The organism is Pantoea sp. Mb-10, from assembly GCF_021272205.1.
Taxonomy (GTDB): Bacteria; Pseudomonadota; Gammaproteobacteria; order Enterobacterales; family Enterobacteriaceae; genus Pantoea.
In genome coordinates, this window is the sequence record NZ_JAJSDX010000010.1 from 76,651 (window position 1) to 89,910 (window position 13,260).

Annotated in this window: 14 protein-coding genes; 7 read left to right on the forward strand and 7 right to left on the reverse strand. The window is 54.9% G+C overall.

Features of this window, described 5'->3' with window-relative positions; genetic code table 11:
- The first annotated feature begins 7 nt into the window (after positions 1 to 7).
- On the forward strand, positions 8 to 823 hold the full coding sequence (gene cysE / locus LU196_RS18435) for a serine O-acetyltransferase (RefSeq protein ID WP_232761340.1): 816 nt from the start codon (positions 8 to 10) through the stop codon (positions 821 to 823).
- Here the strand turns inward: cysE and trmL are convergent.
- From trmL to cpxR, 3 genes are read right to left on the reverse strand one after another with little or no spacing between them, the layout of a single operon-like run.
- Complete coding sequence (gene trmL / locus LU196_RS18440; RefSeq protein WP_232761339.1) at positions 820 to 1,293, reverse strand: tRNA (uridine(34)/cytosine(34)/5-carboxymethylaminomethyluridine(34)-2'-O)-methyltransferase TrmL; 474 nt, start codon at positions 1,291 to 1,293, stop codon at positions 820 to 822. The genes cysE and trmL overlap by 4 nt on opposite strands.
- Positions 1,294 to 1,328: 35 nt before the next feature.
- Positions 1,329 to 2,705 carry an envelope stress sensor histidine kinase CpxA gene (gene cpxA, locus LU196_RS18445; RefSeq protein WP_232761338.1) on the reverse strand — a complete coding sequence of 459 codons (1,377 nt, stop codon included), beginning with the start codon at positions 2,703 to 2,705 and terminating at the stop codon, positions 1,329 to 1,331.
- Positions 2,702 to 3,400: an envelope stress response regulator transcription factor CpxR gene (cpxR, locus tag LU196_RS18450; protein WP_232761337.1), complete on the reverse strand. Its 699-nt coding sequence runs from the start codon at positions 3,398 to 3,400 to the stop codon at positions 2,702 to 2,704. Before cpxR ends, cpxA begins: the two co-directional genes overlap by 4 nt.
- A 150-nt stretch (positions 3,401 to 3,550) precedes the next feature.
- Between cpxR and cpxP the strand changes: the two genes are divergently transcribed.
- The 5 genes from cpxP to LU196_RS18475 all read left to right on the forward strand — a co-directional run bounded on the left by cpxP (position 3,551) and on the right by LU196_RS18475 (position 8,376).
- The gene (gene cpxP / locus LU196_RS18455) at positions 3,551 to 4,063 is read left to right on the forward strand and encodes a cell-envelope stress modulator CpxP (protein ID WP_232761336.1); all 513 of its coding nucleotides are present in this window, start codon (positions 3,551 to 3,553) and stop codon (positions 4,061 to 4,063) included.
- 248 nt (positions 4,064 to 4,311) lie between these two features.
- Positions 4,312 to 5,220, forward strand: a complete 909-nt coding sequence (gene fieF, locus LU196_RS18460; RefSeq protein ID WP_232761335.1) for a CDF family cation-efflux transporter FieF — start codon at positions 4,312 to 4,314, stop codon at positions 5,218 to 5,220.
- A gap of 198 nt (positions 5,221 to 5,418) precedes the next feature.
- Entirely contained in the window at positions 5,419 to 6,381 is a 963-nt protein-coding gene (gene pfkA / locus LU196_RS18465) for a 6-phosphofructokinase (protein ID WP_232761334.1), read from the forward strand.
- 145 nt (positions 6,382 to 6,526) lie between these two features.
- The gene (locus tag LU196_RS18470; protein ID WP_232761333.1) at positions 6,527 to 7,516 is read left to right on the forward strand and encodes a sulfate ABC transporter substrate-binding protein; all 990 of its coding nucleotides are present in this window, start codon (positions 6,527 to 6,529) and stop codon (positions 7,514 to 7,516) included.
- Positions 7,517 to 7,614: 98 nt separating this feature from the next.
- Complete coding sequence (locus LU196_RS18475) at positions 7,615 to 8,376, forward strand: CDP-diacylglycerol diphosphatase (RefSeq protein WP_232761332.1); 762 nt, start codon at positions 7,615 to 7,617, stop codon at positions 8,374 to 8,376.
- A 25-nt stretch (positions 8,377 to 8,401) separates the two neighbouring features.
- On the opposite strand, the gene tpiA is transcribed toward LU196_RS18475, so the two are convergent.
- The 3 genes from tpiA to fpr all read right to left on the reverse strand — a co-directional run bounded on the left by tpiA (position 8,402) and on the right by fpr (position 10,730).
- Complete coding sequence (gene tpiA, locus LU196_RS18480; RefSeq protein ID WP_232761331.1) at positions 8,402 to 9,169, reverse strand: triose-phosphate isomerase; 768 nt, start codon at positions 9,167 to 9,169, stop codon at positions 8,402 to 8,404.
- A 120-nt stretch (positions 9,170 to 9,289) separates the two neighbouring features.
- Positions 9,290 to 9,880 carry a YiiQ family protein gene (locus LU196_RS18485; protein WP_232761330.1) on the reverse strand — a complete coding sequence of 197 codons (591 nt, stop codon included), beginning with the start codon at positions 9,878 to 9,880 and terminating at the stop codon, positions 9,290 to 9,292.
- Between the two features lie 103 nt (positions 9,881 to 9,983).
- Positions 9,984 to 10,730 carry a ferredoxin--NADP(+) reductase gene (gene fpr / locus LU196_RS18490; RefSeq protein ID WP_232761329.1) on the reverse strand — a complete coding sequence of 249 codons (747 nt, stop codon included), beginning with the start codon at positions 10,728 to 10,730 and terminating at the stop codon, positions 9,984 to 9,986.
- 272 nt (positions 10,731 to 11,002) lie between these two features.
- Between fpr and emrD the strand changes: the two genes are divergently transcribed.
- The gene (gene emrD / locus LU196_RS18495; protein ID WP_304622742.1) at positions 11,003 to 12,214 is read left to right on the forward strand and encodes a multidrug efflux MFS transporter EmrD; all 1,212 of its coding nucleotides are present in this window, start codon (positions 11,003 to 11,005) and stop codon (positions 12,212 to 12,214) included.
- Here the strand turns inward: emrD and glpX are convergent.
- Positions 12,204 to 13,214 carry a class II fructose-bisphosphatase gene (glpX, locus tag LU196_RS18500; RefSeq protein ID WP_232761328.1) on the reverse strand — a complete coding sequence of 337 codons (1,011 nt, stop codon included), beginning with the start codon at positions 13,212 to 13,214 and terminating at the stop codon, positions 12,204 to 12,206. The genes emrD and glpX overlap by 11 nt on opposite strands.
- Positions 13,215 to 13,260: the final 46 nt, after the last annotated feature.

Consider the following 13,260-nt stretch of genomic DNA (forward strand, 5'->3'; position numbering starts at 1 on the left):
CAGTGCAATGTCGTCTGAAGAGTTAGAGCTGGTCTGGAACCATATCAAAGCAGAAGCCAGAGCGTTGGCAGACTGCGAACCGATGCTAGCCAGTTTTTACCACGCGACGTTGCTTAAGCATGAAAATCTGGGTAGCGCACTAAGCTATATGCTGGCCAATAAGCTGGCCAATCCCATCATGCCCGCTATCGCTATCCGTGAAGTGGTTGAAGAAGCATACCGTGAAGATCCGGAAATGATTGTTTCTGCCGCTTATGACATCCAGGCCGTACGCCAGCGCGATCCCGCCATCGATAAATATTCCACTCCGCTGCTCTATTTGAAAGGGTTTCACGCCCTGCAGGCATATCGTATTGGTCACTGGCTGTGGAAAGAGGGGCGCCGGGCGCTGGCAGTGTACCTGCAAAATGAGATTTCTGTCTCTTTTGCCGTGGATATCCACCCTGCCGCCCGTATTGGCCGGGGCATCATGCTGGATCACGCCACGGGTATTGTGATTGGCGAAACGGCAGTGGTGGAAAATGACGTGTCCATTTTGCAATCTGTCACGCTCGGCGGGACCGGCAAAACCAGCGGCGATCGCCATCCGAAAATTCGTGAAGGGGTGATGATTGGCGCGGGCGCGAAAATTCTCGGCAATATTGAGGTTGGGCGCGGCGCTAAAATTGGCGCGGGATCGGTGGTGTTGCAGCCGGTGCCTCCGCATACTACGGCTGCGGGCGTACCCGCGCGCATCGTCGGTAAGCCCGGCAGCGAAAAACCGTCAATGGATATGGATCAACACTTCACCGGCGCCGGTTTTGAATACGGTGACGGCATTTAATTTTGCACGCGCGCGCCGGTGTAATCGAGCTGGCGCCATGCCTCATAAACCACCACCGAAACCGCGTTTGATAAATTCATGCTGCGGCTATCAGGCATCATAGGAATGCGAATTTTTTGCTCCGCGGGTAGCGCATTAAGAATCTCAGCGGGCAGTCCTCGGCTCTCTGGCCCAAACAACAAATAATCTCCCGCCTCGTAATGCACGGCGCTGTGCGCAGGCGTTCCCTTTGTGGTCAACGCAAACAAGCGCGTTGGCGCTTCGGCAGTTAAAAACGCGTTATAGTTTGCGTGCTTTTTGAGGGACGTGTATTCGTGGTAATCAAGGCCGGCGCGGCGCAGTCGTTTGTCATCCCAGGCAAATCCCAAAGGCTCAATTAAATGCAGTTGGAAGCCGGTATTGGCGCACAAACGGATGATATTGCCAGTATTCGGTGGAATTTCAGGTTCAAACAAAACAATGTTAAGCATAAGGCCCCCGGAAACGAGGGCCGAAGCATAGCAAATTATTGACGGGCAGAGTACAAAGGCAACCATATCGTCAGGCGTAAGCCGCCTAATGGACTGTCGTCGGCTTTGACCCAACCACGATGCTGCTGCACGGCGGTTTCAACAATCGCTAATCCCAAACCGGTTCCGCCTGATTCGCGATCGCGTGCCTCATCCGTGCGGTAGAAAGGCCGGAAAATCTGTTCGCGATCTTCCGGGCTGACGCCGGGACCGTCGTCATCCACATGAATCGTAATTCCCTCAATATCCACCGCAAAACTGACGCTGATATGCGTATGGGAATAACGCAGTGCGTTGCGAACAATATTTTCCAGTGCGCTTTCCAGCGCGTGGGGGTTGCCATAGAGCGGCCACGGGCCGGGGGGATAGGGCACATCCATGGTTTTACCCATCTGCTCGGCTTCAAACCGGGCATCTTCCAGTACGCCAGTCCACAGCTGATTGGCTTTCATGGCTTCGCTGACCAACGCGTTTTTGTGCTGCGTTCGCGACAGCACCAGTAAATCGTTGATCATGCCGTCAAGGCGCTGGGCTTCCGTTTCGATGCGGCCAAGTTCCTTGCTCTCACCCTGGCGCCTGCGCAACAGGGCGGTGGCCAACTGCAAACGCGTGAGCGGCGTGCGCAGCTCGTGACTGATATCGGACAGCAGACGCTGCTGTGCCGTCATCATGCGTTCAAGTGCACTCACCATCTGATTAAAGCTTGAGCCTGCGGCAAGAAACTCTTGGGGGCCAGATTCAAGTTCAGGATGCTGGCGTAAGTTACCGCTCGCGACCTCATCTGCGGCATATTTTAGCTTGCGAGCGGGTCGCGCTAAGCTCCAGGCCAGCCAGAGTAGCAACGGGGAGCTGATCAGCATGGTAACAATCAGCAGTAAAAGCGGGCGATCGAACAGTAAGTTAACGAAATCGAGCTGTGAACTGGTGGCAGGACGAATCAAATAGAGCTGATAATTGTCCTCCCCATCCCGCACGGCAAAGGGGCCGACCATTTCTACGCGACCATATTTTTTCTTTTGCGGATGATCGGCGTTGTCGGATTGACCAATAAAATTACGAATAACCTGCATTTCGTTGTGTTGGGCGCCAATAACGCGCCCTTCACTGGTCACCAAAAGCAAACGCTGCCCCGGTGGCGCCCACTTATCGATAGCGCGAAACAGCCGTCGCCACCACATCAAGTCGTTGGGCGGATCTTGTGAAAGCTCCGCTTCCACATGCTGTTCTATCATGGTGCCTTGGCGTTGTTCGCTCTCCAGCAGCGCTGTCATCTGGCGCGAATCCAGCTTAGGCACCATCAACACCAGCATCAATACCAACGCCAACGTTAACCAAAAAATGGCGAAGATGCGGGTGGTCAAACTTCCTATCATGATGCTGAAACCATGAGATAACCGCGTCCGCGCAGCGTTTTAAACCACGAGTGGCCATCGCGGCGTTCAGGCAATTTACGGCGTAGATTAGAGATGTGCATATCAATAGCGCGATCAAAGGGCGTGAGACGCTTGCCCAGCACTTCTTGACTGAGGTGTTCGCGCGAGACAACTTGGCCTAAGTGCTGTGCCAGTAAATAAAGCAGTGTGAATTCCGTACCGGTCAGATCCAGCGTTTCACTATCAAAACTGGCTTCCTGACGGCCCGGATTTAGGCGCAGGCAGTCAACTTCAAGCGTTGGCGAACTGTTATCATGCTGCTGTTGCTGTTCGCTCCAGTTAGAACGGCGCAAAATCGCTCGGATACGGGCCACCAGTTCGCGATCGTTAAACGGTTTGGGTAAATAATCATCCGCGCCCAATTCTAATCCCAGTACCCGATCGAGCTCGCTGCCGCGTGCGGTGAGCATGATGACCGGCGTCTGGTGCTGCTGGCGCAACTCTTTCAGCGTGTCGATACCGTTTTTCTTCGGCATCATCACATCAAGCAACAGCAAATCCACGGAATTGTCCAACAGGTTAAGCGCCTGCTCACCATCGCTGGCGACAATCACCTCAAAACCTTCCATTTCAAGCAGTTCTTTAAGCAGCGAAGTCAATTCGCGATCGTCATCAACCAACAGGATTTTATGCATTTTTATTGCCCTCCGCAGGCAAAATACCGTGTTCTTATACTGGCAATCCAACGCTTTACTTAGTTTTACACCCCCTGACGGATGTTTGCAGCTACGGTCGTACACTGGCTCTCGTTGAATCGCAAAACGGAACGAACTGGGAGTAGAACGATGCGCCATTTAACCGTCGTCGTCATTGCCTCAGTGATGGTGTTAAGCCACACCAGCGCGGCAAGGGCAGACACCACGACGATGGGTGAGATGCATCAGGCTGGTGGATTGACGACAGGCAGTATGACGCATAATCCGCAAAGCAACATGTTCGACGGCATTGAACTCACTGAACAGCAGCGGCAGCAGATGCGCGATCTGATGCAGCAAGCCCGACATGAAAGGCCCGCGTTAAGCGTTCAGGATGTTGAAACTATGCATGACCTTGTGACAGCAGACAAATTTAACGAATCGGCTATCCGACAGCAGGCAGAAAAACAAGTTCGCGCCCAAGTTGAACTGCAAGTCGAGATGGCGCGAGTACGCAATCAGATGTATCACCTGCTAACGCCTGCGCAGCAAGCGACATTGCAGAAGAACTATGAGCGTCGCCTTCTAGAAATGCGTCGGCTCTCGAAATTGCAGCCATCCTCATCGCTGCATGCAGTGAGTAGTACCAGCAGTAACCAGTAACATAGTATCCCTGTTTTCCTTGCCATAGACACCATCCCTGTCTTCCCCGCCATGATGGCGGGGTTTTTTTTGCTGAAAATCTGCTGGGGATGCGCTCATAGAAAGCCACTGCTTTTCGTAAGCTGCATAACGCGCTCAGTCTAAGACAGGCAAGAGGAGTGGCAACGATTCGCGCTGTGCTGGCTCCGTACGCTGATGGTAGAATTACTTTATCTGCGGCTAACCGTTAGGCGCCAGCGAGGCACGGTATGGATTCCAGCTATGCAAAATTAGTTAATCGGGCGGCGCTGGCGGCGACCACGCTGGCGACGCTCCTGTTAATTGTGAAGATTTTCGCCTGGTGGTACACCGGCTCTGTCAGCGTCTTGGCTGCGCTCGTGGATTCCCTGGTGGATATTGCTGCTTCCCTGACGAACTTGCTGGTGGTGCGCTATTCACTGCAGCCCGCTGACGATGATCACACCTTCGGCCACGGTAAGGCCGAGTCGCTCGCCGCACTGGCACAGAGCATGTTCATTTCGGGCTCCGCGTTGTTTTTGTTCCTGACGGGGATCCAGCATTTGGCTTCGCCCGAAACGCTGCATGCCCCACTGGTTGGCATTGTTGTCACGCTGGTCGCACTTTTCTCTACGCTGCTTTTGGTCGCTTTTCAACGCTGGGTCGTGCGGCACACCGGCAGTCAGGCGATCCGCGCGGATATGCTGCATTATCAATCCGATGTGGTAATGAACGGCGCGATTTTGATTGCGTTGGGTCTCAGTAGCTATGGCTTCGTGCGCGCCGATGCGCTCTTCGCGTTGGGGATCGGAATATATATCCTTTATAACGCGTTGCGCATGGGCTACGAGGCAGTGCAATCGCTGCTCGACCGTGCGCTCCCCGAAGAAGAGAAGCAAATCATTATGGACGTGGTGAGCGGCTGGACAGGGGTACGTGGCGCGCACGCGTTACGCACCCGACAGTCCGGGCCAACGCGTTTTATCCAGCTGCATTTGGAAATGGACGATCACTTACCGCTGGTTCAGGCGCATCAAATGGCGGATGAAATTGAGCGCGCGCTGCGGGTAAAATTCCCAGGCTCTGACGTCATCATTCATCAGGATCCCTGCTCCGCCGTGCCTCATCATCAGCGCGGCTTTTTTAGCATAAAAGAATGAATATCAATGGGTTAAGTTTCATTGTCTCTTCATTTTTAACAATTTCGTAAAAAATTAGCGAAAACTTGTCTGACCTGAATCAATTCAGCTGCAAGCCTTTGATATACTATTTGCAACTATTAGCCAGGTGACGGCACGGTTCACCAGCGGATTGCCTGGCAGGAATAATCCTTCGTTTTGAACAATCCAGAGGTTGTCATGATCAAAAGAATCGGAGTACTGACCAGCGGCGGCGACGCCCCAGGCATGAACGCAGCCATTCGCGGAGTTGTCCGTTCCGCGCTGAGTGAAGGCCTTGAAGTTTTTGGTATCTACGACGGCTATCTGGGATTGTACGAAGACCGCATGATCAACCTCGACCGGTATAGCGTTTCCGATATGATCAATCGCGGCGGTACCTTCTTGGGGTCTGCTCGTTTTCCTGAGTTCCGCAACGATGAAGTGCGTCAGGTCGCGATTGAAAATATGAAGAAGCGAGGTATCGATGCGCTGGTCGTTATCGGTGGTGACGGTTCTTATATGGGCGCTAAACGCCTGACCGAGATGGGCTTTCCCTGCATCGGGCTGCCTGGCACCATTGATAATGACGTTGCCGGCACCGATTACACTATCGGCTATTTCACCGCGTTGGAAACGGTTGTTGAAGCCATTGACCGCCTGCGCGACACCTCTTCCTCACATCAGCGTATCTCGATTGTGGAAGTGATGGGGCGCTACTGCGGCGATCTCACCTTAGCGGCCTCGATCGCTGGCGGCTGCGAGTTTATTGTCCTGCCAGAAATTCCTTATACGCGTGAAGAGCTGGTTGAAGAGATTAAAGCAGGTATCGCGAAGGGTAAAAAACACGCCATCGTGGCGATCACCGAGCACATTTGCGATATCGACGACTTGGCGAAATTCATTGAGTCGGAAACCAAGCGTGAAACGCGCGCCACGGTCTTGGGCCATATTCAGCGTGGCGGCGCGCCTTGCGCCTATGACCGTATTCTGGCGTCGCGCATGGGCGCGTACTCCATTGAGCTGCTGCTGCAAGGCTATGGTGGTCGCTGTGTCGGCATCCAAAATGAAAAGATGGTGCACCACGACATCATCGACGCCATTGAAAACATGAAGCGTCCGTTTAAACGCGACTGGCTGGATACGGCGAAAAAACTCTACTGATTTTACGACACGCAGGCGCGAGACCGTCGCGCCTCTTTTTTTCTTTTCTATATTCTTTCGCGTTATAAAGGCTCATTTTTAATTCTTTAAGCTGCCAATAAGTTTATGTCAGTCTTGCGCAATAACGACCTCGGGAGAGCAAGCAATGAACAAGTGGAGTATTGGCATTACCCTTTTACTGGCTTCTACCAGCGTTTTGGCAAAGGATATTCAGCTTTTAAACGTCTCTTACGATCCCACCCGTGAGCTTTACGAACAGTACAACAAAGCCTTTAGTGCGCACTATAAGCAAGAAACGGGCGACAACGTGGTTATTCGTCAATCGCACGGCGGCTCGGGTAAGCAAGCGACTTCGGTTATCAACGGTATTCGTGCCGATGTGGTGACGCTTGCGCTGCAATCGGATATAGACGCCATCGCCGAACGTGGTCGCATTGATAAAAACTGGATCAAACGCCTGCCAGATAACTCCGCGCCCTATACGTCAACCATCGTGTTCCTGGTGCGCAAGGGCAATCCCAAGGGGATTCATGACTGGAGCGACCTGACGAAGCCGGGCGTTTCAGTTATCACGCCCAATCCAAAAACCTCCGGTGGCGCACGCTGGAACTATTTGGCCGCGTGGGGTTGGGCGCTTGATCATAACAATGGCGATCAGGCCAAAGCACAGGCCTATGTCAAAGCGCTGTTCAAAAATGTCGAAGTTCAGGATTCTGGCGCGCGCGGTGCAACAAATACCTTTGTTGAGCGTGGCATTGGCGATGTGTTGATTGCATGGGAAAACGAAGCCTATTTGGCGGTAAATAAACTGGGCAAAGACAAATTCGAGATCATCACGCCAAGCGAGTCTATTCTGGCGGAGCCGACGGTCTCGGTGGTCGATAAAGTGGTTGATGAGCAGGGTACGCGTAAAGTGGCTGACGCCTACTTGAAATACCTCTACTCGCCAGAAGGGCAAACCATCGCCGCACAGAACTTCTACCGTCCACGCGACCCGGAAGTCGCGAAAAAGTTTGCCAGCACCTTTGCGCCGGTCAAACTGTTTACCATCGACAGCAAATTTGGCGGCTGGGCGCAGGCACAAAAAGCACACTTTGCTGACGGCGGTAGCTACGACCAGATCATGAAACCGTAATCGCGCGCGTGTAGTATTGAAGCGGTCAGCCTTGTGCTGGCCGTTTTCGTTTCGGCAGTTAATCGCTTGGGCGCGGTGTGTAATTGAGGAGTGGGGCTATGCGGGAGCGTCGCTATGCGCTCAAGGTGCTGATGATGAGCGTGTTAATTCTGGTTGTCGCGCTTGTCGCGGGTGCCTGGCACTGGCATAAAAATGCGGATGCACTCTGGCAAATTGTCAGTGAGAAATGCGTGCCCAACATGGCCCGCACCGGCAACCCCGCGCCCTGCGATCGCGTTGATACGGCGCAAGGCTTTGTTATCCTAAAAGATCGCAATGGGCCGCTACAGTATTTATTAATTCCTATCGCGCGTATTACCGGCATGGAGAGCCCCGCGCTGCTGCAACCGGATACGCCTAATCTGTTCGCTGAAGCCTGGCAAGCACGCGGGCGGCTGGCGGAGAAGCGCGGCGCACCGATTGCCGATAGTGCCTTGTCGCTGGCTATCAATTCGCAATATGGCCGTACGCAAAATCAGCTGCATATTCATCTCTCCTGCCTGCGTCCTGACGTGCGTCGACAGCTGGACAGCCTGAACCCACAGCTCAGCGCGCGGTGGCAGCCGGTAACGCTGCTTCAACATCGCTACCTGATCCGCACGCTTACAGAGGCTGAGTTAAACGACGAGAGCGCGTTTCTCCGTTTGGCAAACGAAATACCGGCGGCACGGGCAGCGATGGGAGAATATGGTTTAGCCATGACGACGCTACCAGACGGGCGACTGGTATTATTGGCGGTGGCACGAAGCTGGTTGGCGTTGAATCGGGGATCGGCAGAAGAGTTGCAGGATCATCAATGCCAGATCCTGCAACAGCCATAGCGGCCCGACGGGCCGCACAGCGCGATTAGGCGCTTTTCGCCGCGGCAGCGGCTTTCACGATGGCGGCAAAGGCATCGGCTTTCAGTGAAGCTCCGCCCACCAGCGCGCCGTCGATATCGGGCTGAGTAAACAGTTCAGCCGCGTTCTTGTCGTTCACAGAACCGCCGTACTGAATGATGACCTGCTGCGCGATCGCCGCATCTTTTTTCGCGATATGGTCGCGGATAAATTTGTGAACCGCTTGTGCCTGCGCGGGGGTCGCGGATTTGCCGGTACCAATCGCCCAAACGGGCTCATAGGCGATAACGACGCCTTCGAAAGCTGCTGCGCCCTGCGTTTCCAGCACGGCATCAATCTGACGCGCGCACACTTCTTCCGTTTTACCCGCTTCGTTTTCTGCGTCGGTTTCACCAATGCACAGCACCGGTACCAAACCTGCTTCTTTCAGCACGGCGAATTTTTTGGCAATCAGCTCGTCGCTCTCTTTGTGGTAAGTGCGGCGTTCTGAGTGACCAATAATGATGTATTTCGCGCCGACATCCTTGAGCATGTCAGCCGAGGTTTCACCGGTAAACGCACCTGACAAATTCACATCCACGTTCTGCGCACCTAAGGCAATGTGGCTATCGGAAAGGGCGTGATGCGCCTGATCGAGATAGAGCGCAGGAGGAGCAATCGCGACACCGCAGCCTTCCACACCGGACAGTGCGTTGCGCAGACCGTCAATCAGCTCGCCCGTCATGTGCTTGCTGCCATTCAGTTTCCAGTTACCCATAACCAGTGGATGTCGCATTCTTTCCTCCGCATAACGCGATTGGTGAAAAAGCGCTGCCCGCAGGCAGCGATGTCTGCCAGACAGTATAATGATCAAATGTATCGCTGGCTTTGCTTTTCGTCATTTTCAGTGAACGACTCAGGGGGTTGCGAGCGCCAGTTTTATCGGTTCAACGGCGAACGTCAGTCCCTTATCGCCATTATCCGCGACCACAAAGCGCAGCGCGCCTTCGGTGCGAGAAAAATAGCGTACGCCCTTGCCCGCGCTGAGTAATTCACTGAGCTTTTTACGGCCATCGTCTGCCGATAAACCCGGTATAAAGAAGCGTAGCATCGCGGTCATATAATCCATGGCGCGTTCCTGAGCCGCCTTCATGTCCGGACCGGGAACGGGTAGCCAGGTAATTTGCAGCGTTTTGATCTTGCCCGTGCCCTGTTCAAGCGCCGTTGAAGCATACAGCGTCTCACTGATCTTACTGGCGGCGCGCGTGAGGTTGCTGTTGTCCCCGCGGCTGTCGATGGCACGGTACTCCATCAGCGGAAGCGTCGGGTTAGTGACATTGAACTTTTCGCGAAACTGCCCGATGGTCATATCGAACGTGGGCGCGCCAGCCAGTAAATAGGGCGCGGCGGGCAGATGATTACCGCGATCCTGCGGTATCGCGTCCTCGGCAACAGCGGGGAAGATCAGCGCGAGGCTCACCAGCAGCGCCACGGGCAGGTTGTTCATTGCTACGACCCTGAATCATTAACTTAGGCCACGATTAGAACGGTTTTTACCCTGTAAAGTCAAAAGCCGACCGGGAAAATCCTCATCTTTATCGCGGCCCTGTTTACCAGTAATGCTCGCTGGTCATGTGCCCCGGCTTGCGCTTGAAGTGCTTGCGCATCTCTCGCGTATCTTTCAGCAGCTGCTGTGTGTCACGCACCATCTGTGGATTGCCGCACAGCATCACATGGCTGCTTTCTGCATTCAACGTGAGCCCCACTGCGCCTTCCAGTTCGCCGTTCTCAATCAGCTGTGGTATCCGGCCGTGCAGGGCACCTGGCGCGGCTTCCCGGCTGACTACCGTTTGAATCTGCAGTTTGCCCGCATAGCGTTGCTGCAGTTGTTGCATCAGCGGCAGAAAGCTGAGGTCTGCGGCATAGCGCGTGGCATGTACCAGCACAATATTCTCGAAACGGTCCAGTGCTTCACCCTGCTGTAAAATCGAGAGATAAGGTCCGATTGCCGTGCCGGTCGCCAGCATCCATAGCGTCTTGCAGTCGGGAATTTCGTCCAGCACAAAGAAACCGGCAGCCTCTTTGGTGACCATCACCTTATCGCCCGGCTTCAGCGCCTGTAAACGCGGGCTGAGTTTGCCCTCCGGCACGTTAACCAGGTAAAACTCCAGAAGTGGATCGCTGGGTGCATTCACATAGGAATAGGCGCGCTGAACCCGCTCGCCCTCGATTTCTAACGCTAACTTGGCAAACTGCCCGGCGGTAAATCGCGCAATCGGTGCAGTGACGCGCAGGCTAAATAGCGTCTCGGTCCAATTTTTCACCTCGTGTACTTCGGCATCAATCCACTCCGCCATGATCGCTCCTTAGAATCGATTATTCCGGTAGGCCATTATCATCGCCAGCCCGTCATCGAATTGCCAGCGCTTGGCCGCCGAAAGCGCCCTTACAGACAAATCTTGCGCACAGATCAATAAGTGTAGTAATCGCTTTACAACATCGGTAATCCAGCTTGACGCCCTAACCCTATCCTCATTTTTGCCTGTCCCTCGCTTTGTCATCAGATCCTGATATTTTTGCCGCCAGCGCTCCTTCCGCGCAGCATGACATGCTGCGCGAAGGGGGAGAGATGATTCATTTGTTTCCTGGCGAAACCCACATGCAAAACCGTTTTCTGCTCTTTATGCTCATCGTGCTGGTGGCCGTTGGTCAGATGGCACAAACCATCTATGTGCCCGCGATGGCGGAGATGGCCGCCGCGCTGAATGTGCGCAGCGGATCAATGCAGCAGGTCATGGCTGCCTATCTGATGACCTACGGCGGATCGCAATTGATCTACGGTCCGCTCTCCGATCGTATCGGGCGCCGACCGGTGATCTTTACGGGCATGGCCATCTTTGCTGTGGGTGCCACGCTGGCAATGCTGGCACCCACGCTCACGCTTCTGGTGCTGGGCAGTGCGGTGCAGGGCTTGGGAACGGGCGTGGCGGGCGTGATGGCCCGCGCGATGCCGCGCGATTTGTTCGCCAGCGGTGCGCTGCGGCGCGCAAATAGCCTGCTGAATATGGGCATTCTGGTCAGTCCGCTGCTGGCACCGGTGATAGGTGCGCTGCTGACTCACCTGTTTGGCTGGCACGCCTGCTTCGCCTTTCTACTCATGCTGTGCCTTGGCGTGACGGTATCCATGGCGCGCTGGCTCCCGGAAACGCGCCCGACACAAACCACCGTGACGCCGTTTATGCGGCGCTACCTCACGCTATTAAGTGACGGGCATTTCGTGCGCTATCTGATGCTGCTGATCGGTGCGCTGGCAGGCATTGCGGTGTTTGAAGCCAGCTGTGGCGTATTACTGGGTGGCGTACTCAAACTGGAGGGGCTAACGGTGAGTATCCTGTTTATCCTGCCCATTCCGGCGGCGTTCTTTGGCGCCTGGTACGCGGGGCGCGAGCAAAAATCCTGGCATACGCTGATGTGGCACGGCGTAAATAGCTGTTTGCTGGCGGGCTTGCTGATGTGGATGCCCGCCTGGTTTGGCGTAATGAATATTTGGACGCTGTTGGTTCCCGCGGCGCTGTTTTTCTTTGGCGCAGGGATGCTGTTTCCACTGGCAACCTCAGGCGCAATGGAACCCTATGCGTGGCTGGCTGGCACCGCAGGCGCATTGATTGGTGGATTGCAAAATTTGGGGTCGGGCGTGGTGGCATGGCTGTCAGCATTGCTGCCGCAGCACGATCAATCCAGTATCGGCCTGTTAATGTTCACCACGTCCTTGGTGATGCTGCTGTGCTGGTGGCCGCTGTCACGTCATCCGGAAAGCGGCAACCAAACCATTACAGGATAAAAGGATGCAGCGCTGCGTCTTTGCGATCCAGATAATGGATCGACTGGATGCGGCGCAGCGTGCGTGATTTACCGCGAATCAACAGCGTTTCACTGGTGGCGATATTCTCTTTACGCGTGATGCCTTTCAGCAGATCGCCGGTGGTAATCCCGGTGGCGGCGAAGATAACGTTATCGTTACGCGCCATTTGCCCCAGCGAAAGCACCTCGCCAGCGCGAATGCCCATCTCTGCACAGCGCTGCAGCTCTTGCTCGCCGAGGCGTCTGTTCTCTTCGCTGTCGCCTTTTACCTGATGACGCGGCAACAAGCGCGCCTGCATATCGCCGTCCAGGGCGCGGATCACCGCGGCTGAGACGACGCCCTCTGGCGCACCGCCGATGCCGTAGAGCACATCGACTTCGCTATCGGGCATGCAGGTCAGAATGGAGGCCGCCACGTCGCCGTCCGGGAAGGCAAACACCCGTACCCCTAGCTGCTGCAGCTCAGCAATAACGGCATCATGGCGCGGTTTGGCCAGAATCGACACGGTAAGCTGTGTCAACGGCTTACCCAGCGCCACAGCAATGTTGCGTAAATTGGTTGCTAGCGGCTGCGTGAGATCGATAGCCCCGCGTGCGCCAGGGCCGACAATCAGCTTTTCCATGTACATATCGGGCGCGTGCAGGAATGTGCCTTTGTCACCTACGGCCAGCACCGCCAGCGCGTTGGCCTGGCCCATTGCTGTCATGCGCGTACCTTCAATCGGATCCACGGCAATGTCGACGGCATCACCACATCCACGACCGACTTTTTCACCAATGTACAGCATCGGTGCATCGTCGATTTCGCCTTCGCCAATCACGATGGTACCGTCGATGTTCAGGGTGTTGAGCATAATGCGCATGGCATTGACCGCCGCGCCATCGGCGGCGTTCTTGTCGCCGCGTCCTAACCAGTTATAGCCCGCTAAAGCAGCGGCTTCGGTCACGCGGGAAAATTCAATCGCGAGTTCTCGTTTCATGGTGGCACCTGATCAAAAACAGGCGGGCAGTGTAGCACAGCGGAGG

Excerpts from the sequence above, each read along its gene's own strand:
- tpiA (WP_232761331.1), bottom strand. The coding sequence starts at position 9,169 with ATGCGACATCCACTGGTTATGGGTAACTGGAAACTGAATGGCAGCAAG.
- LU196_RS18470 (WP_232761333.1), top strand. The coding sequence starts at position 6,527 with ATGAACAAGTGGAGTATTGGCATTACCCTTTTACTGGCTTCTACCAGC.
- cpxR (WP_232761337.1), bottom strand. The coding sequence starts at position 3,400 with ATGCATAAAATCCTGTTGGTTGATGACGATCGCGAATTGACTTCGCTG.
- emrD (WP_304622742.1), top strand. The coding sequence starts at position 11,003 with ATGATTCATTTGTTTCCTGGCGAAACCCACATGCAAAACCGTTTTCTG.
- LU196_RS18485 (WP_232761330.1), bottom strand. The coding sequence starts at position 9,880 with ATGAACAACCTGCCCGTGGCGCTGCTGGTGAGCCTCGCGCTGATCTTC.
- glpX (WP_232761328.1), bottom strand. The coding sequence starts at position 13,214 with ATGAAACGAGAACTCGCGATTGAATTTTCCCGCGTGACCGAAGCCGCT.
- cpxA (WP_232761338.1), bottom strand. The coding sequence starts at position 2,705 with ATGATAGGAAGTTTGACCACCCGCATCTTCGCCATTTTTTGGTTAACG.
- fpr (WP_232761329.1), bottom strand. The coding sequence starts at position 10,730 with ATGGCGGAGTGGATTGATGCCGAAGTACACGAGGTGAAAAATTGGACC.
- trmL (WP_232761339.1), bottom strand. The coding sequence starts at position 1,293 with ATGCTTAACATTGTTTTGTTTGAACCTGAAATTCCACCGAATACTGGC.
- LU196_RS18475 (WP_232761332.1), top strand. The coding sequence starts at position 7,615 with ATGCGGGAGCGTCGCTATGCGCTCAAGGTGCTGATGATGAGCGTGTTA.
- fieF (WP_232761335.1), top strand. The coding sequence starts at position 4,312 with ATGGATTCCAGCTATGCAAAATTAGTTAATCGGGCGGCGCTGGCGGCG.
- cpxP (WP_232761336.1), top strand. The coding sequence starts at position 3,551 with ATGCGCCATTTAACCGTCGTCGTCATTGCCTCAGTGATGGTGTTAAGC.
- pfkA (WP_232761334.1), top strand. The coding sequence starts at position 5,419 with ATGATCAAAAGAATCGGAGTACTGACCAGCGGCGGCGACGCCCCAGGC.
- cysE (WP_232761340.1), top strand. The coding sequence starts at position 8 with ATGTCGTCTGAAGAGTTAGAGCTGGTCTGGAACCATATCAAAGCAGAA.